Origin of the sequence: Psychrobacter luti (genome assembly GCF_014192115.1) — a bacterium.
Taxonomy (GTDB): Bacteria; Pseudomonadota; Gammaproteobacteria; order Pseudomonadales; family Moraxellaceae; genus Psychrobacter; species Psychrobacter luti.
On the sequence record NZ_JACHXL010000002.1, the window covers coordinates 1 to 26,399 of the forward strand.

Sequence of the window (26,399 nt, forward strand, 5' to 3'; positions counted from 1 at the left end):
TCATTGGCTTAAACCATATGGGTTATGCCTTGAAGCGAGCTGACTATCATATCATAATGATTTGGTTTGTCAAGCTTTTTTATAAATTGTTTCAACTCGGTAATCTAAGTGATAAGTTGGTTAACTTATTGCCTAGCTTCCTTTGCTGTGGGGCGTATTATATAGATTTTGACTGGGGTGTCAACTGCTTTATCAAAGGTTTTTAAAGTATTTTCACTAAGATTTGAATAGTCGATTGTTTTCAATGGGTTAGAGTATCAACCAATATTACTATTTCCAAATTATGTGGTAAATAGACTTTTAGCCCTAAAAGCATTCTATCTAACTACATTATTACTGTCTTTCAAATGCCATCATCAACCTACTTTAATGGCCGCTTTTAGGACTATGCACTCTTTTATGTGACTGTATTGATATTGATATGGAAAGCGCCTATATATAGAAACTTATCAATGACTATATAGAAAGCTATTCCTAACAGCCACTACTCCCTATCTATCTAGTGTTGATAGACAGTTTTTGCTATAATAGCTGACTTTACAATATTACTTAATGGCTCTTCTTATCAGACTTAGCTAAGAGGCTGCTAATTTAAGCCTTTGCCATTAAGTGATATCTATCTCTTACAACATATCATAGCAGTTAGATATAATTGACGTGGTCTTACGGTTATATGATTGATGGTTGCAATCATCACTGCCAACGGACCCAAAAAGGTGAATAGATTATGGTAGCGATTACTTTACCCGATGGTAGCGTAAAAAACTTTGAAGGCAATACAACCGTCATGGAAGTGGCGCAAAGTATTGGGGCTGGATTGGCGAAAGCGACGGTCGCTGGGCGCGTAGATGGTCAGTTAGTCGATGCGCACGACCCTATCGCCCATGATGCCAAAGTTGAAATCGTGACGCCGAAAGATGCTGACGGTGTCGATATCATTCGCCATTCATGTGCCCACTTATTAGGTCATGCCGTTAAGCAGCTATATCCTGATGTAAAAATGGTGATTGGTCCTGTTATCGAAGATGGCTTTTATTATGATATCTATAGTGAGACGCCATTTACCCCTGAGCACATGGAAAAAATTGAAAAACGCATGATGGAGCTGATTAAGCAAGATTATGACGTTATAAAAAAAACGACGCCACGTGATGAAGTAATCAAGATATTTGAAGAGCGCGGCGAAGACTATAAGCTTAAACTTATTAATGATATGCCGGGCGAAGAAGCCTTTGGTCTGTATCATCATCAAGAATATGTCGATATGTGCCGTGGTCCTCACGTGCCAAACACTCGCTTCTTAAAAGTATTCAAATTGACTAAAATGTCAGGTGCTTATTGGCGCGGCGATGCTAAGAACGAACAGCTACAACGTATTTATGGTACTGCGTGGGCGGATAAAAAAGATTTAAAAGCTTATATCCAACGTATTGAAGAAGCGGAAAAGCGTGACCATCGTAAGATCGGTAAAGCGTTAAATCTGTTCCATATGCAAGAGCAAGCGCCGGGTATGGTGTTTTGGCATGCTAATGGTTGGACAATTTATCAGGTACTTGAGCAATATATGCGTAAAGTACAAAATGATAATGGCTATGAAGAAATTAAAACTCCGCAAATCGTCGATCGCAGCTTGTGGGAACGCTCAGGACATTGGGGCAACTATGCCACCAATATGTTTACCACATCGAGTGAAAACCGTGATTATGCGGTAAAACCGATGAACTGCCCGTGTCACGTGCAAGTATTCAACCAAGGTTTAAAATCTTACCGTGAATTGCCGCTACGTATGGCAGAGTTTGGCTCGTGCCATCGTAATGAACCATCAGGCTCATTGCATGGTTTGATGCGCGTACGTGGTTTTACCCAAGATGATGCGCATATCTTCTGTACGCAAGCGCAAATTCAGCAAGAAGTCGCGGATTTTATTAAGCTGACCCTTGCTGTTTATGAAGATTTTGGTTTTGACAATATCATCATGAAGCTCTCGACCCGTCCTGAAAAACGTGTTGGTAGCGATGAATCTTGGGACTTTGCTGAGAAAGCACTAGCCGATGCTCTAGATAGCTCAGGTCTTGACTGGGAATATTTGCCGGGTGAAGGCGCGTTTTATGGTCCAAAGATTGAATTTAGTCTAAAGGATTCATTGGGTCGCGTCTGGCAGTGCGGTACCATTCAGGTCGATCCAAATATGCCGGAGCGTCTTGATGCTGAATTTGTTAATGAACAAAATGAGCGTGAAGTACCTATTATGTTGCACCGTGCAATTTTAGGTTCGTTTGAGCGCTTTATCGGTATCTTGATTGAAAACTACGCCGGCTGGATGCCAGTATGGCTAGCACCGCAGCAAGTAGCGGTGATGAATATCACTGATAAACAGGCAGATGCGTGTGAAAATGTGGTCAGTCAGCTGAAAAATGCGGGTTTACGAGCCACTAGCGACTTGCGTAACGAAAAGATTGGATTTAAGATACGAGAGAAAACATTAGAACGCGTTCCCTATATGCTAGTATTAGGGGATAAAGAAGTCGAATCGGGCAGTGTCAATGTCCGTACTCGTGAAGGTGAAAACCTTGGCGTGATGAGTGTTACAGAATTTATTACATTAGTACAGACTGCTGTTGGTAAAAAAGGCCGACAGACCCCAAAAACAGATGAGGAGTAATACCTATTAAACAGTCAAACCGTTTGAACATCAACGAAGATATCACAGCCAAAGAAGTCCGTCTCGTTAAAGAAGACGGCGAACAGATGGGCGTGGTCGATATCGACACCGCGATGAAAGCGGCACGTGAAGACAGTCTAGATTTGGTCGAATTGGTTCCTGAAGCCAAACCGCCAGTATGCAAAATCATGGATTATAAACATTTCCTCTATGATCAAAAGCAAAAGGCGAAAGAAGCTAAGAAGAACCAAAAGCAAACTCAGCTTAAAGAGATGAAATTGCGTCCTAGTACTGAAGAAGCCGATTATCAGGTAAAACTGAAAAAAATCGTCAGCTTCTTAGAAGACCAAGACAAAGTTAAAATCAGTATTCGCTTCCGTGGTCGTGAGATGGCGCACCAAGAGATTGGTCGCAAGCAACTTGATCGTATCATCGAAGACACTGCTGAGATTGCAAACGTCGAGCAATATCCAAAGATGGAAGGTCGCCAAATGGGTATGCTGCTTGGGCCTACTAAGAAAAAGTAATCTGCTAATAGATTGCTGCTAGTGGTGGCTGTAAATCAATGTGACTGTTAGTTAATATGAATGATTAACTAATATAGACAGATCGTTGATAGAGATAGTTATAATCTTAACCATCAATATGCTACGGGATATTGGTGGTTTTTTAATATTCAAAGCCCTAAATACGTATTTTTGCATATAACGAGTTAACTACAATCAGTAAATATTATTTATAAACCTTTTATAAACCGCAGTTTACAAAATCCATCTTCTCAACCTTTTCATTACCAGTTAATCTAAAGGTCAGCGCTATCACTCTTAAATATAATTCGAATAAAATCATTAAGGGCATAAAAACAATCGATACCACGACTAACTAAGAGTCTCATTAAAAACTTAATGTCGTTGGTAACCAACAACGCCCTTTTCAGCTATTATAGGATATACCATGCAAGAATTAACCCCACCCGAAAACACCTCGACGCCAAGTATCACTTTGACCGCGCCTGAACCAGTGAAAGAAATACAAAAAAGCGAAGCCGATCAAATGGTGAAGCTAGACGAAAGCCAAATTCCAGAACTTGATGCCAAGGTCGACGCCTTTGTTGATCATGTGATTAATAACTCAGTACATAGCTCTGAGTTTCAACAAAACGTACAATCTATCCATAACTTGGGTAATAAAGAGATTCGCGAATCGGCGCAAGTGTCTAATCGTATGCTCGATTTACCGGCGAAAAGTCTTAATAATAGCTTGTTTGATAACTCCCCTATTGCCAAGTCATTGACTGAGCTGCGCGGGATTGTCGAAGATTTAGACCCAAGCAAAAAAGAGCTAACCAGCTCACGTAAGCTGTTTGGTCTCATCCCATTTGGCAATAAAGTTCAAGATTATTTCCGTCAGTACGAGTCAGCGCAATCACATATCAACGCGGTAGTTACTAGTCTTTATAATGGTAAAGATGAGCTACTCAAAGACAATGCCATGATTGAGCAAGAAAAAGTCAATATGTGGGAACTCATGCAATCGATTCGCCAATATATCTATGTCGGTAAAAAAATCGATGAGCAGCTTGAGCAAAAGGTTTATGCCGTTGAAGCGACTGACCCTGAAAAAGCGCGTATCATTAAAGAAGAGATGCTGTTTTATGTGCGTCAAAAGAATACCGACTTCTTAACCCAGTTGGCAGTAAATATCCAAGGTTACTTAGCCCTTGATACCATCCGTAAAAATAACTTAGAGTTGATTAAAGGCGTAGATCGCGCGACCACGACGACTATTTCTGCATTACGTACGGCGGTAGTTGTCGCTCAAGCGATGACCAATCAAAAACTGGTGCTCGACCAAATCACGGCGTTGAATAAAACGACTAGCAGCTTGATTGAATCAACGTCGGTGATGCTCAAGCGTCAATCATTGGAAATTCACGAGCAAGCAACCAGTAGTACGATTGAGCTTGATAAATTGCAGAATGCCTTTAATAATGTCTATGATACGATGGATATGATTAGCAATTATAAAATTGAAGCCTTAGAAAATATGAAGCAGACAGTCAATACTTTGACGACTGAAGTGGATAAAGCGCAGAAGTATCTCGATAAGTCGAATCAGACGACAGTACTTGAGGTATCGAAGGAGCTAGACAGTAAAAAAATAACCAATCAATCAAATACGGTCGATATCGATATTTGATATTTAGTTTAGCTAGGACGTCGAATGCTGCTAGCTATTAAAGCTGACAGCTACTTGCTATCTAATACAGATAAGACAATTGACCTAAGATATTGCGACGTTGTTCGTGTTAAGATAGCTCCTATTAATAATTTTAAAAATAGATACGGTACTTTATGAGTTGGAACGATCCAAACGCCTCAACTGAGGCACAAAAATATGACAATCCTATTCCTAGTCGCGAACTGATACTCAGTACGATTAATGAACATGGCGAAGTCACACATCAACAATTGGCAAAAGCCTTTAATATTGATGACCCTGACCAATTTGACGCTTTAGGCAATCGCTTAAAAGCAATGTCACGTGATGGCCAAGTAAACCGTGACGGGCGTCCTTATCGCTATCGTACGGTGACTAAGCACGATATCGTCACAGGTACGGTAACTGCGCATCCAAAAGGTTTTGGTTTTGTATTACTAAGTGATATGCCTGACCTGTTCTTGCATGAAAAGCAAATGCGTTGGGTCTTTAATGGCGATACAGTAGAAGCTGTTGGCACGTCAACGGATAATCGTGGTCGTACCGAAGGGCGTATTGTCGATGTCGTTGAACGCCGCCAAAGCAACTTTATTGGTACATTGGCGCATGATGAAGACGGCTACTTTGTTGAACTTGGTAGCCCAAACAATCATCAGCCGATTACCGTTACTGAAGAAAACGTGCAAGCGTTTAATGCAAAACAAGGTGCGCCGGTTAAAGTCGATATTATCGATTGGCCAAACCAGCATGAATTTGCCACCGGTAAAATCACTGAAGTGCTATCCGATGATAACGACCGTGAGTTAATTATCGAGACTACCTTACTCAACTATGATATCCCATCAGACTTTAATGAAGCGGCACTTGAACAAGCCAATGCTTATCAAGAACCAACCGAAAAAGACTTAAAAGGTCGTAGAGATTTACGTGATTTACCGCTAATTACCATTGATGGTGAAGATGCGCGCGATTTTGATGATGCAGTATTTGCCGAAAAACGCTCAGGCGGTAACTATCGTGTTTTAGTGGCGATTGCTGATGTCAGTTATTACGTCACGCCAAACTCGCCACTCGATAAAGATGCTTACGAGCGCGGCACGTCAGTCTATTTTCCGCATCGCGTGATTCCGATGTTGCCAGAAGTATTGTCTAACGGTCTGTGTTCATTAAACCCTGATCTTGACCGCCTATGTATGGTTGCCGATATCAAGATATCGCGTGCAGGCAAGGTTACGGGCTATGAGTTCTATCCTGGAGTTATGCATTCGCAAGCGCGTTTGACCTATAATCAGGTAAACGCTTATTTAGAGAATCCAAGCGATAAGAGCGTACCTGAGTCATTAACGGGCAATAAGGACGTTAAGAAATCGGTCGATACCTTGTATCAATTGTATGAGCTATTGGTTAAAAAGCGTGAAGAGCGCCATGCCATGGAGTTTGAAACGGTTGAGACATATATTAAGTTTAATGAAAAAGGTGGTATCGAAGCAATCTTACCGCGTACGCGCGGTGATGCGCAAAAGCTTATCGAAGAGTGCATGCTGCTTGCCAATACCTGTGCGGCAAACTTTGCGCTAAAAAATGAGCTGCCTGTTTTATATCGTAACCATGATAAGCCTGACGGCGAAAAATCGATGCGTATTCACGAATATGCGAAAAACTTTGGCCTAAGCTTCCCAGAAGAAAGCCCAACGCAAGCGGACTATCAGCGGATTATCGAAGCCACTAAAGACCGTCCTGACGCGATTAGTATTCACAGTATGCTGCTGCGCTCGATGATGCAAGCGAACTATGCGCCTGACAATATCGGTCACTTTGGTCTCGCTTATGACGAATATAGCCACTTTACCTCGCCGATTCGCCGCTATCCTGATTTAATGCTGCATCGCGCGATTAAAGCAAAAGTAACGAATAGTCAGCAGCCAGTGATGGACTTCTCGCTTGACGGTGCTGGCACGCAAACCTCAGATACTGAGCGCCGCGCTGAAAAAGCATCGCGCTATGTAGAATCTTGGCTCAAATGTCATTATATGAAAGATCATGTCGGCGAAGAGTTTGATGGAGTGGTGACTACTGTTACTAGCTTCGGTCTATTTGTGACCTTGACCGATTTATATATCGATGGCTTAGTGCATATCTCAAACGTTGGTGACGATTTCTTTGTCTATGATGAGCAGCAGCAACAGCTTATCGGTAAAGACAGAGGTACAGTGTTTGGTCTCGGTGATTTGATTAAAGTAAAAGTAGCGGGCGTCAATATGGACCTACTACAAATTGACTTTGATTTAAAAGAAAAGCTGCAAGCAAGCCAAATGAATCAAACCAAAAGAGATCAGCCAAAGAAAACGTCGGCTAGCAAAACCCCTGCCAACAAAACGTCTGCTAAAAAAAGTAGCAACCGTGGTGGTAGAGGCGGTAGCAAAAAAAGCTAAGGCGGTTTAGCTCTTAAGAAACAAAAAAAGACTAACGTTATCGTTAGTCTTTTTTTATATGTGTCGATTAATTGATAGTTAATTAAACGGCCAGATTGAGACGTGGCTTATTTAAGCACTAAAATCTAAGCGCTAAAAAATCATTGAGCATTCACTGTTTGCTCAGCACGTTGTTGACTGACCTGCTCTGCTTGCTCTATCTTGGTAGTAGCATTATCAAGGATGGCTTTTGGTTGCTGTCCTAAAGGCTGACTTGCAATATCTGCTGTATTACTATTAACGTCGCTAGTATTAGTACCCTTGCTTTCAGCTACAGCTAAATCATCATCAATATTTTCAGAATTCGTACTAGCGGTTATTGCCTCTCTATTTTTCTCACGTTGGCTGCCGGTCATCATATTAAAGCCTAATAGAATAACGATGCCTGCCAAAGCGAAAATAATCAGATGTTTCATTTGCATAAAAATGTCTCGTCTATTGCGATAAAATGTAGATAAACGTTTCACTGCATTTTTTATGCCGACTTTTCCATGTGGTATTGAACGCTATTCTTGCGGGCTACTATTACTTAATAAATCAGTTTCATCTGAATTTTCGGCAATTTCTTGCTCGACTTTTTCCATCAGCTTCTCATCAGGGCGAGCATCCAGTACGTCATCAGCATTCCGACCTTCTAAAATATGCTTTGCCCGCGCTTTGGCTTGTTTTTTATCTTTGTCCTCAATTGCAGTTTCAGTAGCTTGAACCTCGTTAGATATTTTAGAAGAGCTAGAAACGTCAGAAGCTTCAGCAATATTCGACGGTACTATTACTTGCGCTTGAACTTTATCAGCAGTTTGACTGCTTTGGAAATACTCAAACGCTTTTTCTAGATTATGGTTAAAGCGTAACTGATAAATCGGCTCGGGTAAGCTAAAGCCTTCGTCTTCCAAGGCATGCTTAGTCTCGCGAATGGCAATACTGCGGGCTTTGGAAAAATCAGCTTCTAATTGATTGACCCATACTTGAAACTGCAAAATAATATTTGAGTCACCAACTTCTTTGATGACGGCTGTAACCTTTGGTTTATCTAGAGCAAAACCCAACTGACATATCGCATCGATACCTACTTTAATAGCAGCAAGCGGATCGTCATTGGCATCTACGCCTAATTCAAAAGTAAAACGGCGCTCAGGGTTTTTGGTGTAATTTAAAATCGTTGCTTTAAAGACTTCAGCATTGGGAATACGTAACTGGTTGCCATCTAAAGTCATCAAAATAGTCGCGCGTGAAGTCAGGCGTACCACAATGCCCTCTTGATTATTAATCAAAATATGATCGCGGGCGCGAAAGGGTTGCCGAATACTGAGCATCAAGGAAGCAATATAGTTTTCAATGGTATCCTTGACGGCGAAACCTACGGCGATACCTATGACCCCTGCACCGCCAAGTAACGTGCCCAAGATCGTCTCGGCACCAATCAAACTTAACGCTAAGATAAGACCAAAAACGATAAAGATGACTTTAACGGTTTGGGCGAGCAATTCGGCAACAAAAGGATTGGGCGTAAGGCGTTGCCACATCTTTTTGCGATTGGATAACCAGCTGCCAAACCATGTGACCAAGGCAAATAAAACAATCCCTACTAGTAATAACGGCAAGGCTTTGACTAAATTTTTGGTTTGCGCCTTAAGGCTTTGGTAAACGGTCGAGACATTATCTTGCACATCAAGCGTGCGATTGATTCTATCTTCTACCGTCACTACGTCCGTTAAGCGATTGGTCAAATTAATGGCTTGTTGGGCTTTTTTCTCATTAGGCGTCTCACCGGTTAAGGTAACAACCCCTTGGTTGACACTAACATGAACCGCTTGCAAGCCGTCAATTTCGGAAAAAATACCACTGATACGTTGACGAATGTCATTGTCTTTTAATGGTGTTGGGGTGGTTTCGATTTGAGCATTGTTGGTGCTTTCACCGCTGATAACCGGTGGTAGCTCGACTGGCGTCGACGGTGCAGTGTCGGAGTTATTAGGAATCTCAGGCGTGATAGTTATATTACTATTTAGCCCATTGTTTAAATCACTGGTAGCTGGATTGTTGATAGCTGGGTCATTAACAGTTAGTGCAGTAGTCGTCTGAGCGCTTTGTTCATTATCAGTTATACTATTATCAGCAACATCATTAGTGAGTACAACAACCTCACTTGTACTACTTTTTTCAGCCGCGTAAGTGGGCATACTTAAAAGGACACTTAGTAGCAATAGCAACTGACTGCAGACCATTGTCGTTATGCGCAACCGTTGTAGCCTGCTTAACTTAGGCTTGTCAAAATACGCTGCCATAAGTATCCCTTTTTTATTTTAGCTTTATACTTATTTCTAATAATGCTCTGCAAATATAGCGCTTTAAAAACTACTTACCATCCAGATAAAGCTGCGCTTCACCCAAATCTAAGGTGCCTTCATAGATAGCACGACCAGTGATGATACCTTCGATACAATCACCATAAGGTTTGAGCAGTTCGATATCCTTCATATCGGTGACGCCGCCTGATGCAATCACAGGCAAGCCGCCTTCACGCGCCAAGTTGACCGTCTGCTCGACGTTGACGCCTTGCATCATGCCATCACGGTTGATATCGGTATAAACGATTGACGATACGCCGACATCAGCAAAACGCTTAGCAAGCTCAGTAGCTTTTGTATCAGTAACGTTTGCCCAACCGTGCGTCGCAACCATGCCGTCTTTGGCATCGATACCGACGATGATGTGTCCGGCAAATTCACGGCAAGCTTCGGCCACAAAATCAGGCTCCTCAACGGCTTTGGTGCCAATGATGATGTAAGTCAAACCAGCACTAATATACTGCTCGATGGTTTTCATATTGCGCACACCGCCGCCCAATTGAATCGGCAGCTTAGGAAAGGCTTTAGCAATGTCATTGACCACTTGCTTATGTACTGGAATCCCGTCAAATGCGCCATTTAAATCGACCAAATGCAAGCGACGCGCGCCTTCATTGACCCAACGCGCTGCCATCGCAACTGGATCATCAGAAAATACCGTATCATCTTCCATACGACCTTGTTTTAAGCGCACACATTTACCATCTTTTAAATCAATAGCAGGGATAATGACAGGGACAGCACACATATAGCATTCCTTATAAAAACGATATGGACAATAAAAAACCATTAAAGGTGAAACAAGCTTCAATAGCCACTTAATCAATAGCCACTTAATCAATAGCCACATAATAAATAGCCACATAATAAATAGCCACATAATAAATGGCTACTTAAAAGCGACTGCGTATAAAGTCATTTAGCATAGCAAATTAAAAGCGGCTGTTAGGAGAAATTCGTTAAATATTAAAATGAGAGTAGAAAATAAAAAAAATGCTTAAAATTTGGCTGAATAATGGCAAAAAAATGACAATCATAACCATAAGTTTTAGCACGTGGATTCACTAGCAACATTAGGTAAATTCAATTACCAACTGGCAATTTTAGGTCAGTTTAGCGTATAATCCTAGGTAAATTTGTATTTGTGCGATAAAACCTAATCGTCTGCTACCTATCGACGATTTCAATCAGCACAAGGTAAATACGAGCTGAGCGTTGACAACCAGATTAATGCTTACGCTTATCAAGCAATTGAGTTTGCCCTGTAATCATAGGTCATTAGACAGTGCTTAGATAATTTTCTAAAAGATGGCTTGGACAAAATATAAGCAAGTCACTTATCTCTCATTTATATTCATTCAAATGAATAGCGCTGTTTAAATCACAAAGATTCTATGATGTACAGATATTCTGATTTATAGATATTAGGATTTTGAATACTACAAATTTTAAGATTTTAATAAATCGTATGGTAAAACTGTCTTTTATCTGATGTTAGCCTAGTTGAGGCTGGCTTGAGATTGGAAGGTTTTAGTGTACACCTTGGTAGCCAGTCGTCACTTTGGTCATTCGAATAAGACATTAACGTGTTGTTAAGGAGTCTAAGGTCAGCGTTAATACTCTTACTAGTAGTCATGAAGTGTCATTATTAGAAAACCTTATCGCTGTCTTTTTATAAGATATGATTTGGTTATTTTAGTGATGGCGTTACCATTCATGCTGCCGATATACCAAACAGGACGTCTGGTATCGTTTTAGACTATGGACTAAGTTTTCGCTTATGATTACCATCAAAAAAGGTTTGGATTTACCCATCACTGGTGAACCCTCCCGCGAGATATCTGAGCACAGACCTTCCCATGTGGCACTTGTTGGCTATGATTATGTGGGCATGAAGCCCACTATGAATGTCAAAGAAGGCGACATCGTAGCAAAAGGTCAGCCCGTTTTTGAAGATAAAAAACGTGTCGGCGTTATCTACACTGCCCCTGCTGCTGGTAAGGTCGTCGCCGTTAATCGCGGTGAGCGTCGTGTGTTCGAAAGTCTTGTGATTGCGGTCGACCCAAACGGTGAAGAAGTAGAATTTCAGCGCTACGACTCCCAGCAACTTGCTGACCTAGATTCTGAAGTCGTTGAAACCCAACTGCTTGCCTCTGGTGAATGGACCGCGTTCCGTACGCGTCCTTATAGCCGTGCTCCCGAAATCGGGGCCCGTCCCCACGCTATCTTTGTCACCGCTATGGATACCAATCCATTGGCGTTTGATCCGATGTTGCTGATTAATGAGCAATTGCAGGCGTTTAACGACGGACTTGCCGTATTATCAACGCTCAGCCCCAAGACCTTTGTCTGCCATCACGGTGATGCCCAGTTGACGCCAGTTGCCAAAACGGCGACTAATAATGTCACTGAGTATGATAGCTTTGCCGGTAAACATCCAGCCGGTCTTGCTGGTACGCACATTCACTTTTTGCATCCTATCATGCGCGGCGTGACCGTTTGGACGATTGGTTATCAAGACGTGATTGCCATTGGTAAGCTATTTACCACCGGTCGCTTATATACGCGCCGTATGCTGAGCCTTGCCGGTCCTGCCGTTAAAAACCCGCATTTAATCGTCACCGAACGCGGTGCTGATATCACGGCATTGACCAAAGGTCAGCTTGAAGCAAGTGAGAACCGTATCATTTCAGGTTCTGTGCTATCGGGTCGCAAAGTGTTTGGTAATACGGCTTATCTTGGTCGCTTCCATAATCAAGTCAGTGTACTTACTGAAGGTCGTGAGCGTCCAGCGTTCCACTTCTTTACGCCAGGCGCAAACCGCTTCTCAAAACTACCTATTTACATCTCTAAGTTCTTTGGTAGTAAGAAATACGACTTTACCACTTCGAGCAATGGTTCGCCGCGCGCGATGGTGCCAATCGGTGTCTATGAAGAAGTCATGCCACAAGACTATCTGCCAACGCAGCTATTACGTGCTTTGATTGTCGAAGACATCATCAGCGCCGTCGATTTGGGTGTACTTGAATTGGACGAAGAAGATTTGGCATTATGCACCTTCGTATCTCCTGGCAAATATGAATTCGGCGATATTTTGCGTGATAACTTAACGCGCATTGAGCTGGAGGGCTAACCACGATGAAATTTTTACACAATATGTTCGATCGTATGGAGCCGTCTTTCACCAAGGGTGGCAAACACGCAAAATACTATGCCATCTTTGAGATGTTTGATACGTTTTTGCGTCAACCAGGCTCAACCACATACGCATCATCACACGTACGCGACGGCATTGACCTTAAGCGTATTATGATTACCGTTTGGTTATGTACCTTCCCTGCTATGTTTTGGGGCATGTACAACATCGGTCATCAAGCATTGACCGCGATTGCAACCTTAGGCTTACAGCCTGAAGGCTGGCGTACCGTTATTACCAGTATGGCGGGCTACAACCCAGACAGTATCTGGGCAAGCTTTGTCTACGGGGCCATGCAGTTCTTACCTATTTATATCGTCACCTTTGGCGTCGGTATCCTCTGTGAGATTATCTTTGCCGTGGTACGTGGACACGAAGTTAACGAAGGTTTCTTTGTAACCTCTGTACTGTTTGCGCTAACGCTACCACCAGATATTCCTTTATGGCAGGTTGCCCTAGGTATTATCTTCGGTGTGGTCGTGGCAAAAGAAGTCTTTGGCGGTACGGGTAAAAACTTCCTTAACCCGGCCCTATCAGGTCGTGCGTTCTTATACTTTGCTTATCCTGCTTATATGTCAGGCGACTCAATATGGACAGCGGTTGATGGTTTCTCAGGTGCAACGCCACTTGGCCTTGCCGCACTTGGCGTTGTCCCACAAGATTTCGTTGATGTCTATGGTAATGCCATCACGTGGAGTGATGCATTCTTAGGCAACATGCAAGGTAGTATCGGTGAAGTATCGACGCTAGCTATCTTAATGGGTGCAGTGGTTCTACTTTGGACACGCATCGCCTCATGGCGCATCATGGCAGGTTGTGTAGTTGGTCTGATTGCCACATCCCTTGTCTTTAATATGATTGGCTCTGAAGACAATATGATGATGAGTTTGCCGTTTTACTGGCATTTAGTTATCGGTGGCTTCGCCTTTGGTGCTGTATTTATGGCGACCGATCCTGTTTCTGCCGCACACACCAATAAAGGCCGCTGGGCTTATGGTATCTTGATTGGTTTTATGACCGTATTGATTCGTGTCATCAACCCAGCTTTCCCAGAAGGCATCATGCTTGCCATTTTATTCGCCAACTTATTTGCGCCATTGTTTGACTATTTTGTGACGCAAGCAAATATTAAGCGCCAAACGGCACGGAGGGTTCGTTATGTCCAAGCCCAAAAGTAATAATGCAAAGACCATCAGTGTGGCGTTGACGCTATGCTTGGTGTGTTCTGTATTGGTCTCAGCTGCTGCTGTTGGTTTAAAACCAGCGCAAGTAGAAAACGCGCGTTTAGACCGTAATAAGAACATCTTGGTTGCAGCTGGTATGTTTGACCCTGCATCTGACACCAATGAAGATGTGGCTGAACGTTTTAAAGACTTTGAGGTAAAAATCGTTGACCTTAATAAAGGTAATTACCTTGATGATGATGCGCTTACCGCTGCTGGCATCCCTGATCGTAACGCTTACGATGCCAGTCAAGCAACTAAGAATAAAGCACTGAGTGAAGACCTAGGCGGCAATGATCCTGCTGGTATCGGTCGTAAGCCTAAATATGCCAAAGTCTATGTCAAAAGTGATGACACTGGCCAGCCTGAAATGGTGGTTCTGCCGATTCAAGGTTATGGACTGTGGGGTACGATTTATGGTTTCTTAACGCTTGAAAGTGACATGAATACCATTAAAGGTATCAGTTTCTATGAGCATAAAGAAACCCCAGGTCTAGGCGCTCGTATCGAAGAGCCAGAGTGGCGCGCCATGTGGAGCGGCATTCACTCTTATGACGAGAACGGTGCTGTTGCGACTGGTGTAAGCAAAGCTGGTAATCCAAAAGACAACTGGGTCGATGGTATTAGTGGCGCAACGTTAACTGGTCGTGGCGTTAGCAATATGATTCAGTTTTGGCTTGGCGAGCAAGGCTATAAGCCGTACTTAGACCAGCTGCGTGAAGAAAGTGGTAAAACACTGGCAGATACTGAAGTCAAAGCCAGTCAAAGCCCGTATAAAAAGCTGGGTCAAAACCTACATCAACAGCAGGCGCATCCCGTAACCGAACTGGTAGCAGTAGTACCAGCAGCACACGGCAAGGAGGCATAACATGGCTGATACAAAAAGTATTTTAACCTCGCCCATCTTTGATAATAATCCTATTGCCCTACAAATCTTAGGTATCTGTTCAGCATTGGCGGTTACCACAAGTGTGGCAAATGCGTTGGTAATGAGTGTGGCGTTGACCTTGGTCACCGCGTTTTCAAGCTTTTTTATCTCTATCATCCGTAAGCAGATTCCATCGAGCATTCGTATTATCGTGCAGATGACGATTATTGCCTCGCTGGTTATCTTGGTCGATCAGATCCTAAAAGCGGTCGCTTATGATGTAAGTAAAGGCTTATCAGTATTCGTTGGTTTGATTATCACCAACTGTATCGTGATGGGTCGTGCCGAAGCATTTGCGATGAGCAATCCGCCTATTCCAAGTTTCTTAGATGGTATTGGTAACGGTCTAGGTTATTCGGCAGTATTGCTATTTGTCGCCAGCATCCGTGAGCTTTTGGGTGCAGGCAGCTGGTTTGGTATCACTGTTTTACAAACCGCGACCGATGGTGGCTGGTATGTACCAAATGGTCTATTGTTGTTACCACCGTCAGCATTCTTTATTATCGCCCTGTTTATCGTGATTATCCGTACATGGAAACCTGATCAGGTCGAAGACGCTGAATTTGTAATGAAGCCGCAGTCTAAAGGCATGGCACAAGGGGGCGGTCACTAATGGGACATTATGTCAGTTTATTTATAACCTCGGTCTTTATCGAGAATATGGCGCTGGCCTACTTCTTAGGCATGTGTACTTTTTTGGCGGTATCGAAAAAAGTCTCAACCGCTATCGGTCTTGGTGTTGCAGTCATTGTCGTTATGGCGATTACTGTACCGCTAAATAACCTACTGTTTCAGTTCATCCTAAAAGATGGTGCGCTGGCATGGGCAGGCTTCCCAGATATCGACTTAAGCTTTTTGGGTCTGCTCAGTTATATCGGTTTGATTGCTGCGACGGTACAGATTCTAGAGATGTTCTTGGATAAGTTCGTCCCAAGTCTGTATAACGCGCTAGGCGTATTCTTACCGCTGATTACTGTTAACTGTGCCATTTTAGGTGGCGTGCTATTCATGGTTGAACGTGACTATAATTTCAGCGAATCAGTTGTCTATGGCGTAGGCGCAGGTTTTGGTTGGGCATTGGCGATTACCGCATTGGCGGGTATCCGTGAAAAGCTAAAATACTCAGACATTCCAGCACCGCTGCGTGGTCTTGGTATTACCTTTGTCACGGTCGGTCTGATGTCACTTGGCTTTATGTCTTTTGGCGGTATGTCAATTTAAACCGCTAAGCTTAAAAGCCTATTTAGCGATTTGACCTATTTAATTCATTTATTCGGTAGGGGTTCAGGAAATACGCAATGACGTTTTTTCGCTCCCCTACTCCATAGATTAAGGATACCTACCATGGATTACGCTACGGCGATTGGTGGCGTTGCTATGTTTACCTTGATCATCATGGGTCTCGTTGCCATTATTTTGGCGGCGCGCTCAAGACTGGTCAGTTCAGGCGATGTTACTATCCATATTAATGACAATCCCGAAAATGATGTTGTGACACCCGCAGGCGGTAAACTGCTACAAACACTGGCAAGCGAAGGTATTTTCTTATCTTCAGCCTGTGGTGGCGGTGGTACGTGTGCGCAGTGTCGTTGCCGCGTTATTGAAGGGGGCGGTTCTATCCTGCCTACCGAAGAAGGTTACTTTACCCAAGGTGAAATCCGTAACCACATGCGTCTTGCCTGTCAGGTAGCTGTTAAGCAAGACATGAAAATCGAGATTGACCCTGAATTCTTTGATGTACAAAAGTGGGAATGTGAGGTTGTCTCTAATGATAACGTTGCCACCTTTATTAAAGAATTGGTACTTAAAATTCCAGATGGCGAAGAAGTTAACTTCCGTGCCGGTGGTTATGTACAGCTAGAAGCGCCACCGCATGAAGTACATTATAAAGACTTCGTGGTTGACGAAGAGTATCGTGAAGACTGGGAAAAATTTGGTATCTTCAACTACGTGTCAAAAGTTGATGAGCCAGTGATTCGTGCTTATTCAATGGCTAATTACCCAGACGAAAAAGGCATTATCAAGTTTAATATTCGTATCGCCAGTCCTCCACCACGTGGTCCTGACGGTATTCCACCCGGCAAAATGTCCTCTTGGGTATTTAGCCTAGTGCCTGGCGATAAAGTGACGGTTTCTGGTCCTTATGGTGAATTCTTTGCCAAAAAGACTGACGCTGAAATGATTTTCGTCGGTGGTGGTGCAGGTATGGCGCCGATGCGCTCGCACATCTTCGATCAGCTTAAGCGCTTACATACTGACCGTAAGATTAGCTTTTGGTATGGTGCGCGTTCGATTCGTGAGATGTTCTATGTTGAGGATTATGATCAACTAGAAGAGGAGTTTGATAACTTTGAGTGGCATGTGGCCTTGTCTGATCCATTACCAGAAGACAATTGGGAAGGTCCAACCGGCTTTATCCATAACGTGCTACTTGAAAACTATCTGAAAGATCATCCAAATCCTGAAGACTGTGAATTCTACATGTGTGGGCCACCGATGATGAATGCGGCGGTTATCGACATGCTACACAGCTTAGGTGTGGAAGATGAAAATATCATGCTTGATGACTTCGGTGGTTAAGTGGGTGGTTAAGCTGCTTGGTTAAATGGGGTAATAAAACCCATTCATCAAGCAAACATAATTACCCTGATAATATATGATAAATTAAGAGTCTCACTGGAGGCTCTTTTTTTATGGGCTAAATAAGTTAGATGATGTGATGAAAAACATCTTCGCACGAGAAAGGATTCTTATGAAAACCAACATTAAAAATTTAACCATTTGGATAACTGGTGCCTCTAGCGGCATTGGTGAAGCACTATCTATCGCCTTTGCCAAACACGGTGCCACCATAATTCTAAGTGGCCGTGATAAGGATAAATTAGAGACGGTTAAAAATCGCTGCAAAAACAGTAAAAAACATATCATAGTCTCCTTTGACATCGCTGATGCTGAGCAAGCAAAAGAAGCCTATAAGACAGTCAAGGCTAAAACTGAAAAAGTAGATTGGCTGATTAATAATGCCGGCGTCAGTCAACGTTCACTTATCATGGAAACCACTGAGGACGTCGAACGCCAACTTATGGAGATAGATTACTTTGCGCAAACGCGTCTGACCAGACTGGTATTGCCAGATATGATTGCGCAAGGCGGCGGCAAAGTTGTCATGGTATCGAGCGTGGCAGGTTTACTTGGTACCCAATATCGCGGCGCTTATGGGGCTGCTAAAGCGGCTATCCATATGTGGGCAAACAGCCTGCGTGCAGAATTGCATGATCAAGGCATCGAGGTGGCGACAATATTCCCAGGATTCATTCAAACCAACGTCTCTATCAATGCCTTGACAGGTGATGGTAGCGCGCAGGGTACGATGGACGAGGCAACCAATAAAGGATTGACGGCAACAGCCTTTGCTAAACAGGTCGTCAAAGCACTGACTAACAATGAAGAATATATTATCGTTGCCGGTAATAAAGAAAAGCTCGCCACTAGGGTCAATCGTTTATCGCCGCCAAAGCTTTATAAACTTATCCGTGAATCGAAAGTAACATAAATCTAATAAACTCAGTAACTAGGTCTAAGGTCGATGATTGGCGTTATGGGTGACAAGGGGTGTAAAATAGGCAACGCTTAGCTTGCTTGGTTATTGATTAACTGTCTTTACTAGCCACTCTTTACTAGCTGACAATCCAACCCACTCACCCTTTCGCTTTATCAAGCTGTGATGACTTATATGACAAATTTAACCACGTTTTCCTCTGCTAATAAATCCCTAAAATACTCTTTCTCAATGGCACCCGCCTTCATGTCCATAATCGCTATCGGCTCTGTATTAAGTATTAGCGCCTGCCAGCAAAAGCCCGATTATAACAATCTCAATGGCGAGACCATGGGTACCAGCTACCATATTAGTTATCAATTACCCAAAGGCGCTGATGAAGCTGCCATACAAGTCGCCATCGCTAAGCGCTTGCAAGATATCAATGACAGCATGTCTACTTATCAAGCGGATTCTACTATTTCTAACTTTAACCAATTAGGCAAAGATACGCCTATTACTATCGATGCTGATTTTAGCCATGTATTAGAGGCATCGAGGCAAGTTTATGAGCTATCGGGCGGCGCCTTTGATCCAACGGTGATGCCATTGATTGAAACCTGGGGCTTTGGCAGTACCATGACGGTTGAGCGCTTACAAAGCCCACCGACGGCGTTTGAGATTGCACAAGCCAAAGCCTTGGTCGACTTTAAAAGCGTGATACAAAAAGAGCAAAGTATTTATAAAACCAAAGATGGTGTCGAGCTTGATTTTTCGGCAGTCGCTAAAGGTTACGGCGTTGACGTCATCGCCGATGTACTCAGAGATGACTATCAGATTCGTAATTATATGGTTGAAATTGGCGGCGAAGTGGCGACCTCTGGGGTCAGCGCTCAGCAGCAACCGTGGCAAATCGCCATTGATGCACCTATTGAAGGCAGCACGGTAAGCGCCCGCCAAACCATGGCAGTGATTCGCCAACCTATTAATAATGGCAACACGATGCATCTAGCAACCTCTGGCAACTATCGCAATTCCGTCATTTTCGATGGTAAGCACTATAGCCATACCATCGACCCGACCACAGGTGAACCCATTGTTGGTGGCGCGCCATCAGTGACTGTAGCAGCAGAATCAGTCGCACTGGCGGACGCATGGGCAACTGCCTTGACCGCGATGCCTTATGAAAAAGCCCTTGCCACTGCCAAAGAGCACGACATCGCCGCCTTATTCGTTATCTTGGCTGATAATGTAAAGCTCGGCGCAGCGGCAGACAGTGTTGATGATTGGCAAATGGTAGAAACCCCTGCGATGAAAGCTTTACGTGCCGACAAAAAGTCCTAATATCAAAAGCATAGGCTTTAATATGCCTGCTAAGCACAAACGGAGCAGGCGAATTTTTGCTATACTATAAACAAGTTATCGACTAGATGACTGTCCTATATTTTAAACGAGAGGTTCCCTCTATGCTTAACCAATTGCTTCCTATGCTTGCCATTACCTTTACCGTCTTTACGCTGTTTTTTATCTTTATGGGTATCGGTTATATGGTCAAGAAAAAGCCACTTAGAGGTTCTTGCGGCGGTGTGGCAAAATTAATGGGCGACGAGAACTGCTCATTTTGTGGTAATGACCCCAATAAATGCGATTCACTGGTCGACCAACAGCAAGAAACTGCGCTCAAAGCGGCCCAACTAGGTAAGTCTGTATAAACGCCTTATTTGTTACCATACGCTGGTAGTATTTAGCTAACATCTATTCCTATAATAGCGTCTAGTCCTTTGCAATTTAACGTTGCAAGCTAATAGTGACTGGCGCTATTTTTTTGTGCGCCTAGCGTTTATAGCTTAGCATTTGTATAGAGTAATTTTTATAAACCAATTTCTATCATAAACGCTCTATAAGCAAAAGCTATATATAAGCAAAAACTAAAAATACGAATTAAAATTCACTACTCATATACTAATTTTTTCCTGCTAAATGGGGTGGTAAATTTATATGACGGGCGTTCTGCAAGTGTTTTTATATCCTAAATTCGTACACTCTAATATATTGTCTTAGTCTTAATTACCGTCTTGGTGACGTACTCTGGTGTTATTTTATAAGCGATGGTGCGCCAGCGCTTTTTAATGACGTGTCCTTTTTCTTATGCTGATAGTCGTGCTGCTATGTCTACCTCTCCTAATTTGCAAACTGATTTGCCGCCCCAGTCTTCCCCTTCTCAGTCGGGTGCGCCGTCAAACTTTAAGCTGCCTTCTTCACGCTTTACGTTTTGGCTGGTGCTATGTGCCATGATTTTATTGGCGACCAATATGCGCTCGCCAATTGTGGCGCTGGGTTCTATTGCGCCGGTGGTTCAAGGAGCGCTCAATATCTCCGAAACCCAAATTGGCTGGCTTGGCGCGGTGCCGATGCTGACCTTTGCGCTTGGGGCTTTTATATCGCCAGCGATTGGTAAGCGTTTTGGTCTGGAAAATACCTTGATTGCGATGATTGCCCTTTTAACGATGGGTATGATTATTCGCAGCGTCATTCCCACTTGGATTGGTTTTTTAGGCGGTACGCTACTACTGACATTGGCGATTGGTTTCGCCAATACCCTTGCCGCTCCTGTTATCAAGCAGCGCACACCGAATCATATCCCTTTGATTACGGGCTTATTCAGTCTAACCATGACAGTGTCAGCAGGGATTGTTGCAGGTGTTGTTCTGCCATTATCTGAGCGAGTTGGCTGGCAATGGGCGCTTGGTGGTTGGTCGATTTTGGGCTTGTTTGCTTTAATTATTTGGGTATTGCTAAGACTGCGTTTAGGTTCGTCAAACCATCAGCCAATCATACCGCTTGCTGAAGGTGTGCAAGCGCCGTCCCCTATATCTATGTGGCGTACGCCTTTTGCTTGGCAAATTGCGGTGTTTATGGGCTTGCAGTCGCTGCTTTTTTATACGGTTGCCAGTTTTTTACCCTCGATTTGGCTCAGTAAAGGCCTATCAGCGGTAAACGCGGGACAGATGAACTCGGTATTCCAGTTTATGGCACCTGTGGCGATTTTAAGCTTAACTTGGTTGGTCAATCGCGGGCGTCCTATTCAGGCGTTGGCGGTATTTGCTGCCGTCTTAAACGTGATTGGTATCTTAGGCGTCAGCTATTTATCAGCTGATTTTGCGTGGTTATGGTCAGCGCTGATGGGTATTGGTTGTTCAGCGATTTTTACCTTAAGTATGATGCTGTTTTCGATGCGTACTTATACCGCCAATCAATCAAGCGAGCTATCGGGCATGGCGCAGGCGGTCGGTTATCTGATTGCATTTTTCGGTCCATTGGGCACAGGCTGGTTGCATGAAGCAACGGACAGTTGGGATTTGCCCTTATTCATCATGTTGGTTTTGATGGTCATGAACGTAGTATTTGCTTGGATGGTCAGCCGTCCAGTGATGGTCGATGGTAAAAAGATTTAATCTTTGCCTATATCGACTGACAGGCGTGCAATACCGTTAACTGTCGCGCCATATTGCTCATAAGCTTAGTTTGCTACACTGGTTTGATTGTAAATAGGACAGCAAAATCATGATAAATATATCTTCTTATTTGGCTAAACCTTTAATAATAACGGCAGCATTAAGCGTTACCCTTGTGGTTAGCGGTTGTCAAAAAGAGCCTGATGTTAATAAGGCAGATGATAGTACGCAAACTACTAGCACTCAAAGCACTAGCACCCAAACTAACGAAACTCAGAAAACAACAACTGCTAATGAGCAGCATCAAGCGCCATTAACGATATTAGCATTGGGCGATTCATTAACCGAAGGATTGGGCGTCGATAATGATGCCAATTACCCCGCTCAGTTAGAAGCACGCCTAAAAGAGCTTGGCTATAAAGATGTCAAAGTGGTCAATTCGGGCTTAAGTGGTGAAACCAGTACAGGCCTCGTCAATCGCTTAGATTGGGTATTACAGACCAAACCTAATATCACGATATTAACCGTTGGAGCTAATGACGCTATCCGCGGTATTGATGTGGCAACGGTCGAAGCCAATATTCGCACCGCTGTTAAACGCCTGCAGGATAATGGAAGTGAAGTTATCTTGGGCGGTATGCAGATTTATGACAATCTTGGCTCTGATTACGTAACATCATTTGCCGCGATATATCCAAGGGTGGCTAAAGATATGAATGTGACGCTGATTCCTTTCTTTTTAGATGGTGTGGGCGGCGACCCTAAATTAAACCAAGCCGATGCCATTCATCCAACCAAAGAGGGTTATACGATTATCGTTAATGATAATATTTTGCCAATCTTACAACCTGAAATTAAAAAGCTAGAAGAAAATTCAAAAGCACCATCGACAAGCACGCCTACTGAGACCACGCAATGACACCATTAGCTTCAGATTTAGATTCAGCTACAACTATCACACCTGCTTCAAAACCATCAGCATTGCTAACTGCCATACAACTGAATAAAACCGTGCAAGTCGGTGAGCAAAAGCTATCTATCATCAAAGACGTAGATATATATGTTAATGCAGGCGAATTTGTGGTCATTATGGGTAAATCTGGCTCAGGTAAATCTACCTTATTAGCGCTATTAGCAGCGTTAGATTATCCTGATAGTGGTTCCGTTGAATTGGCGGGGCAAACCTTAAGCAACCTTGATGAAGATGCGCTGGCAGTCATTCGTCAGCGGGATATGGGTTTTGTCTTTCAGTCGTTTCATCTATTGCCGACATTGACGGTAGCGGAGAACATTGCCTTTCCCCTTGATATCGCCCGCCGTCCAAACAAAGCGCGCGTTAATGAATTGATTGAAGCGGTTGATTTGGGACATAGGCGTGATAGCTTACCCAACCAGTTATCAGGTGGTGAGCAGCAGCGTACTGCCGTTGCGCGCGCGTTGGTTTCACAGCCGAAGATTGTGTTTGCAGATGAGCCAACTGGTAACTTAGATGAGCAAAATGCCAATCAAGTGATGCAGCTATTATTAGATTTACGTCAGAAAACCGGTTCGGCATTGGTCGTAGTGACCCATGATGCCGCGCTTGCAGAGATGGCAGATCGCGTCATTACCATGCATGATGGGCGGATTGTGTCTTAATGAATAACTTAAAGAATAATAAGCAAACAAAGAAAGGTTCAGCCATCGATGCTACTGCTACGACCGATACTAATATGGCAAAAGAGTCAGATTATACTGGCGGTATCATGCGCCAGTTATTTAGCGGTATTTTGAGTTTGCCAATTTTAGGTTTACAAGGATTAGGCGCGCAAGCATTAAGTCGCAGTTGGTGGCAACGTTGGATTTATCCACTATTATTTTTATTGACGCTAACGTTATCGCTTGCGACTTACCTCACGCTCGACTCCGTTCAGCAATCTGTTGATACTTATATCAATGACAATCAGCGCGCCCTCGTTGGCGGCGATTTAATTTTAAACAGTAAGCAAGAGTGGCCAAGCGAGGTATTAACGCAGGTAGAGACGGTCGCCGATACGCAAATAGTATATGACTATCAGTTTAGCGCGATGGTAGTGACCGATGAGCAAACCTTGCTTGCCAGCGTCAAAGCCGTCTCTCCGGCTTATCCGTTATATGGGGAAGCCGAGCTTGCTTCAGGGCAGCCTTTATGGGAGCAATTAAGCGCTGATAATGTCGTTGTCGCGCCTGAAGTATTGAATAGCTTAAATGCCAGTGTCGGTGACCAAATCACCATTGGTGATGCTGAACTTACCATTAGCGATGTGCTGACCAAAGAGCCTGACCGTCCATTGACTGCCTTTGGTTTTGGCGGGCGGGTTTTGATGCATCAAGATGCGCTTGCAGCGACCAATTTATTGGGTCAGCGTAGCCGCATTAATTACCGTATTGAACTGGCTGGCAAGCCTGAATTAATGGCCGTGCAGCGTGATAAACTTACGCAAATACTAAGCAATTACCCTGATATCGAGCTCTCTGATGCAGAATCAGCAGATACCTCTGTCTCGCGTATTTCTGATAATGTATTGATGTTCTTAAAGCTGCTCGTCATTGCCGTGCTGTTGTTATCTGCGGTAGCGATGTATGGCGTCATTACGGCTTTTGTGACCAAGCAGCAGTCTAGCAATGCGATTCGCTTAGCATTGGGTGAACCGCTTAAGTCGCTGAAACGCAGCTACTATCAACTATTGATTGCTACCACTATCATCGCTTGTATCGCCGAAGTTATCGTCAGTTTTGGCTTACTTAAAGTCGGTCAGCCGTATTTGATTGCTATCTTGCCTGCTGATGTTGGTCTAGCTATCAATCCTATCAGCGCCATTAAAACGATTATTATCGCTTTAGTGCTGACCTTGCTGATCGCTCAGCGTGGTTTAAGCACACTAAGTACGACCAAGCCTGCTACTTTACTTAATCAAGGAGTAAGCACAAACTCACAAAATATGCCTTGGTATCAACGCTTGCCGTTATTGTGGTACGGGCTGATGCTAATCGGGCTTTATGCGTTTTTTGCTTATGAAGTCAATTCTCTGATACTAGGTGCGCAGCTCTTGATAGGCTTGACTGCCTTCGTAGCGATATTTTGGCTCTTGGCACGCGGTTGGTTATGGCTGCTGACTAAGTTTGCCAAGCATTCTAATATCAGCTGGATGCAGCGTATTGCTATCCATAACCTTGCGCGTAAAGGCAATCAATCAGCATTGTTTTTTGTCACTTTATCGCTATCAGTGGCGGTCTTGACCCTGATTACCACTCTTAATCACAGTATCAATGCGCAGTTTATCAATGCGTATCCTGAGGATGCACCCAATTTATTTTTACTCGATATTCAAAGTGACCAGCATGATGAGATTAATAACATCATTGCTGCGCCTGTGAGCTATTACCCCGTTATTCGTGCCCGCGTCGTCACGGCCAATAATGTGCCTGTGCAAGATATCGAACCTGCTGACGGCTTCGATGACCCCGCACGCGTCTTTAATTTAAGCTACGCCGATACGGTGATGGATACTGAGTTCATTATGGAATCGCTAGCAGATGATAAGCTTTATGCACCTATTGAAACTGCAGATAGTGACTCCGCAAAAGCCGTTGCGCCATTATCAATTTTGGATACGGCTGCCAGTTTGCTAAACGTCGTTATGGGTGATCAGGTGCGCTTTAATATCCAAGGGATTGAAATCGTCGGGCAAATCACCAGTATCCGCTCGCGTTATGAAAAAGGACCCAGCCCCTATTTTTACTTCTTATTTGAGCCAGCAGTTTTATCGGCTGCTCCGCAAATCCAATTTGCCACCGCCCACGTCGCAGCAGAGGATATTCCAGAGCTGCAAGGTCAGCTAGTACGCAAGTTTCCTGCCGTGACGACCATCGACGGCACGGCTATCGCGCAGCAAGTCCAAGAGTTGGTCGTGCAAATGAGTCGTTTGGTTTATGTCTTCACCTTACTGGCATTACTGACGGGTATTATGGTTTTGATTAGCTCGCTACTGTCTACCTCGCAAGATCGCATGGCGGATAGTGCTTCATTTAGGTTGCTCGGTATGCAAAAGCGTGACCTATATATGCTCAATATCTTAGAGCTGGGGATACTTGGCATTAGTGCCGCCTTATTTGCAGTGATTATCGCTAATATCGGTGCTTGGGCTGCTATCACCCAATGGTTTAATCTGCGCTTTAGTGTGCCATGGGTTAGCTTAGGCATCGGCGGTGCGGTATTAATTGCGTTGTTGTTCGCTATCGCTATTATTTATGTGAGATTGGTGATTGGACGCGGGATTATGGCGCGGGTTCGGGCGATGATTTAGGGCGGAATTATAAGTAATAGTCAGCTTTTATAT

At 43.6% G+C, this 26,399-nt stretch carries 21 protein-coding genes; 18 read left to right on the plus strand and 3 right to left on the minus strand.

The window, feature by feature from the left end:
* The 5 genes from FHS24_RS12325 to rnr all read left to right on the plus strand — a co-directional run.
* The coding region (locus FHS24_RS12325) for a hypothetical protein (RefSeq protein WP_221185014.1) at positions 1 to 206 on the plus strand (206 nt) is incomplete at its 5' end.
* Between the two features lie 521 nt (positions 207 to 727).
* On the plus strand, positions 728 to 2,662 hold the full coding sequence (gene thrS, locus FHS24_RS04405; RefSeq protein ID WP_183619178.1) for a threonine--tRNA ligase: 1,935 nt from the start codon (positions 728 to 730) through the stop codon (positions 2,660 to 2,662).
* Between the two features lie 23 nt (positions 2,663 to 2,685).
* Entirely contained in the window at positions 2,686 to 3,189 is a 504-nt protein-coding gene (gene infC / locus FHS24_RS04410; protein ID WP_183619180.1) for a translation initiation factor IF-3, read from the plus strand.
* A gap of 427 nt (positions 3,190 to 3,616) precedes the next feature.
* Positions 3,617 to 4,861, plus strand: coding sequence for a toxic anion resistance protein (locus FHS24_RS04415; RefSeq protein WP_183619182.1), 1,245 nt, complete (start codon positions 3,617 to 3,619; stop codon positions 4,859 to 4,861).
* Positions 4,862 to 5,016: 155 nt separating this feature from the next.
* Positions 5,017 to 7,314 (plus strand): ribonuclease R, encoded by a 2,298-nt coding sequence (rnr, locus tag FHS24_RS04420; protein ID WP_183619184.1) that lies wholly within the window; start codon positions 5,017 to 5,019, stop codon positions 7,312 to 7,314.
* Positions 7,315 to 7,454: 140 nt separating this feature from the next.
* Here rnr and FHS24_RS04425 read toward each other — a convergent pair whose 3' ends face one another.
* From FHS24_RS04425 to hisA, 3 genes are all read right to left on the minus strand, one after another.
* The gene (locus tag FHS24_RS04425) at positions 7,455 to 7,775 is read right to left on the minus strand and encodes a hypothetical protein (RefSeq protein WP_183619186.1); all 321 of its coding nucleotides are present in this window, start codon (positions 7,773 to 7,775) and stop codon (positions 7,455 to 7,457) included.
* Between the two features lie 84 nt (positions 7,776 to 7,859).
* Positions 7,860 to 9,533, minus strand: coding sequence for a mechanosensitive ion channel family protein (locus tag FHS24_RS04430; protein ID WP_227671688.1), 1,674 nt, complete (start codon positions 9,531 to 9,533; stop codon positions 7,860 to 7,862).
* A 175-nt stretch (positions 9,534 to 9,708) separates the two neighbouring features.
* The gene (gene hisA / locus FHS24_RS04435; protein ID WP_183619188.1) at positions 9,709 to 10,449 is read right to left on the minus strand and encodes a 1-(5-phosphoribosyl)-5-[(5-phosphoribosylamino)methylideneamino]imidazole-4-carboxamide isomerase; all 741 of its coding nucleotides are present in this window, start codon (positions 10,447 to 10,449) and stop codon (positions 9,709 to 9,711) included.
* 1,032 nt (positions 10,450 to 11,481) lie between these two features.
* Between hisA and FHS24_RS04440 the strand changes: the two genes are divergently transcribed.
* The 13 genes from FHS24_RS04440 (at position 11,482) to FHS24_RS04500 (ending at position 26,366) form a co-directional block, all read left to right on the plus strand.
* On the plus strand, positions 11,482 to 12,834 hold the full coding sequence (locus tag FHS24_RS04440; RefSeq protein WP_183619190.1) for a Na(+)-translocating NADH-quinone reductase subunit A: 1,353 nt from the start codon (positions 11,482 to 11,484) through the stop codon (positions 12,832 to 12,834).
* 5 nt (positions 12,835 to 12,839) lie between these two features.
* On the plus strand, positions 12,840 to 14,075 hold the full coding sequence (locus FHS24_RS04445) for an NADH:ubiquinone reductase (Na(+)-transporting) subunit B (RefSeq protein ID WP_183619192.1): 1,236 nt from the start codon (positions 12,840 to 12,842) through the stop codon (positions 14,073 to 14,075).
* The gene (locus FHS24_RS04450) at positions 14,056 to 14,988 is read left to right on the plus strand and encodes a Na(+)-translocating NADH-quinone reductase subunit C (protein WP_183619194.1); all 933 of its coding nucleotides are present in this window, start codon (positions 14,056 to 14,058) and stop codon (positions 14,986 to 14,988) included. Before FHS24_RS04445 ends, FHS24_RS04450 begins: the two co-directional genes overlap by 20 nt.
* 1 nt (position 14,989) lies before the next feature.
* Positions 14,990 to 15,661, plus strand: a complete 672-nt coding sequence (locus tag FHS24_RS04455) for an NADH:ubiquinone reductase (Na(+)-transporting) subunit D (RefSeq protein ID WP_183619196.1) — start codon at positions 14,990 to 14,992, stop codon at positions 15,659 to 15,661.
* Positions 15,661 to 16,269, plus strand: coding sequence for an NADH:ubiquinone reductase (Na(+)-transporting) subunit E (gene nqrE / locus FHS24_RS04460; RefSeq protein WP_183619198.1), 609 nt, complete (start codon positions 15,661 to 15,663; stop codon positions 16,267 to 16,269). The genes FHS24_RS04455 and nqrE overlap by 1 nt, the downstream gene beginning before the upstream one ends.
* Positions 16,270 to 16,392: 123 nt before the next feature.
* Complete coding sequence (nqrF, locus tag FHS24_RS04465) at positions 16,393 to 17,628, plus strand: NADH:ubiquinone reductase (Na(+)-transporting) subunit F (protein WP_183619200.1); 1,236 nt, start codon at positions 16,393 to 16,395, stop codon at positions 17,626 to 17,628.
* 172 nt (positions 17,629 to 17,800) lie between these two features.
* On the plus strand, positions 17,801 to 18,601 hold the full coding sequence (locus FHS24_RS04470; protein ID WP_183619202.1) for an SDR family NAD(P)-dependent oxidoreductase: 801 nt from the start codon (positions 17,801 to 17,803) through the stop codon (positions 18,599 to 18,601).
* 252 nt (positions 18,602 to 18,853) lie between these two features.
* Complete coding sequence (locus FHS24_RS04475; RefSeq protein WP_227671687.1) at positions 18,854 to 19,930, plus strand: FAD:protein FMN transferase; 1,077 nt, start codon at positions 18,854 to 18,856, stop codon at positions 19,928 to 19,930.
* 122 nt (positions 19,931 to 20,052) lie between these two features.
* On the plus strand, positions 20,053 to 20,298 hold the full coding sequence (gene nqrM / locus FHS24_RS04480) for a (Na+)-NQR maturation NqrM (protein ID WP_183619206.1): 246 nt from the start codon (positions 20,053 to 20,055) through the stop codon (positions 20,296 to 20,298).
* 417 nt (positions 20,299 to 20,715) lie between these two features.
* Positions 20,716 to 22,041: an MFS transporter gene (locus tag FHS24_RS04485; RefSeq protein WP_183619207.1), complete on the plus strand. Its 1,326-nt coding sequence runs from the start codon at positions 20,716 to 20,718 to the stop codon at positions 22,039 to 22,041.
* 109 nt (positions 22,042 to 22,150) lie between these two features.
* The gene (locus FHS24_RS04490) at positions 22,151 to 22,960 is read left to right on the plus strand and encodes an arylesterase (protein ID WP_183619208.1); all 810 of its coding nucleotides are present in this window, start codon (positions 22,151 to 22,153) and stop codon (positions 22,958 to 22,960) included.
* Positions 22,957 to 23,679, plus strand: a complete 723-nt coding sequence (locus tag FHS24_RS04495) for an ABC transporter ATP-binding protein (protein ID WP_183619209.1) — start codon at positions 22,957 to 22,959, stop codon at positions 23,677 to 23,679. Before FHS24_RS04490 ends, FHS24_RS04495 begins: the two co-directional genes overlap by 4 nt.
* Complete coding sequence (locus FHS24_RS04500; RefSeq protein ID WP_406947768.1) at positions 23,679 to 26,366, plus strand: ABC transporter permease; 2,688 nt, start codon at positions 23,679 to 23,681, stop codon at positions 26,364 to 26,366. Before FHS24_RS04495 ends, FHS24_RS04500 begins: the two co-directional genes overlap by 1 nt.
* Positions 26,367 to 26,399 lie beyond the last annotated feature (33 nt).

What these genes read in the sequence shown, in the direction of transcription:
- thrS (WP_183619178.1), top strand. Translation starts at nt 728, where the DNA reads ATGGTAGCGATTACTTTACCCGATGGTAGCGTAAAAAACTTTGAAGGC.
- FHS24_RS04415 (WP_183619182.1), top strand. Translation starts at nt 3,617, where the DNA reads ATGCAAGAATTAACCCCACCCGAAAACACCTCGACGCCAAGTATCACT.
- rnr (WP_183619184.1), top strand. Translation starts at nt 5,017, where the DNA reads ATGAGTTGGAACGATCCAAACGCCTCAACTGAGGCACAAAAATATGAC.
- FHS24_RS04425 (WP_183619186.1), bottom strand. Translation starts at nt 7,775, where the DNA reads ATGCAAATGAAACATCTGATTATTTTCGCTTTGGCAGGCATCGTTATT.
- FHS24_RS04430 (WP_227671688.1), bottom strand. Translation starts at nt 9,533, where the DNA reads ATGCCCACTTACGCGGCTGAAAAAAGTAGTACAAGTGAGGTTGTTGTA.
- hisA (WP_183619188.1), bottom strand. Translation starts at nt 10,449, where the DNA reads ATGTGTGCTGTCCCTGTCATTATCCCTGCTATTGATTTAAAAGATGGT.
- FHS24_RS04440 (WP_183619190.1), top strand. Translation starts at nt 11,482, where the DNA reads ATGATTACCATCAAAAAAGGTTTGGATTTACCCATCACTGGTGAACCC.
- FHS24_RS04445 (WP_183619192.1), top strand. Translation starts at nt 12,840, where the DNA reads ATGAAATTTTTACACAATATGTTCGATCGTATGGAGCCGTCTTTCACC.
- FHS24_RS04450 (WP_183619194.1), top strand. Translation starts at nt 14,056, where the DNA reads ATGTCCAAGCCCAAAAGTAATAATGCAAAGACCATCAGTGTGGCGTTG.
- FHS24_RS04455 (WP_183619196.1), top strand. Translation starts at nt 14,990, where the DNA reads ATGGCTGATACAAAAAGTATTTTAACCTCGCCCATCTTTGATAATAAT.
- nqrE (WP_183619198.1), top strand. Translation starts at nt 15,661, where the DNA reads ATGGGACATTATGTCAGTTTATTTATAACCTCGGTCTTTATCGAGAAT.
- nqrF (WP_183619200.1), top strand. Translation starts at nt 16,393, where the DNA reads ATGGATTACGCTACGGCGATTGGTGGCGTTGCTATGTTTACCTTGATC.
- FHS24_RS04470 (WP_183619202.1), top strand. Translation starts at nt 17,801, where the DNA reads ATGAAAACCAACATTAAAAATTTAACCATTTGGATAACTGGTGCCTCT.
- FHS24_RS04475 (WP_227671687.1), top strand. Translation starts at nt 18,854, where the DNA reads ATGTCCATAATCGCTATCGGCTCTGTATTAAGTATTAGCGCCTGCCAG.
- nqrM (WP_183619206.1), top strand. Translation starts at nt 20,053, where the DNA reads ATGCTTAACCAATTGCTTCCTATGCTTGCCATTACCTTTACCGTCTTT.
- FHS24_RS04485 (WP_183619207.1), top strand. Translation starts at nt 20,716, where the DNA reads ATGACGTGTCCTTTTTCTTATGCTGATAGTCGTGCTGCTATGTCTACC.
- FHS24_RS04490 (WP_183619208.1), top strand. Translation starts at nt 22,151, where the DNA reads ATGATAAATATATCTTCTTATTTGGCTAAACCTTTAATAATAACGGCA.
- FHS24_RS04495 (WP_183619209.1), top strand. Translation starts at nt 22,957, where the DNA reads ATGACACCATTAGCTTCAGATTTAGATTCAGCTACAACTATCACACCT.
- FHS24_RS04500 (WP_406947768.1), top strand. Translation starts at nt 23,679, where the DNA reads ATGAATAACTTAAAGAATAATAAGCAAACAAAGAAAGGTTCAGCCATC.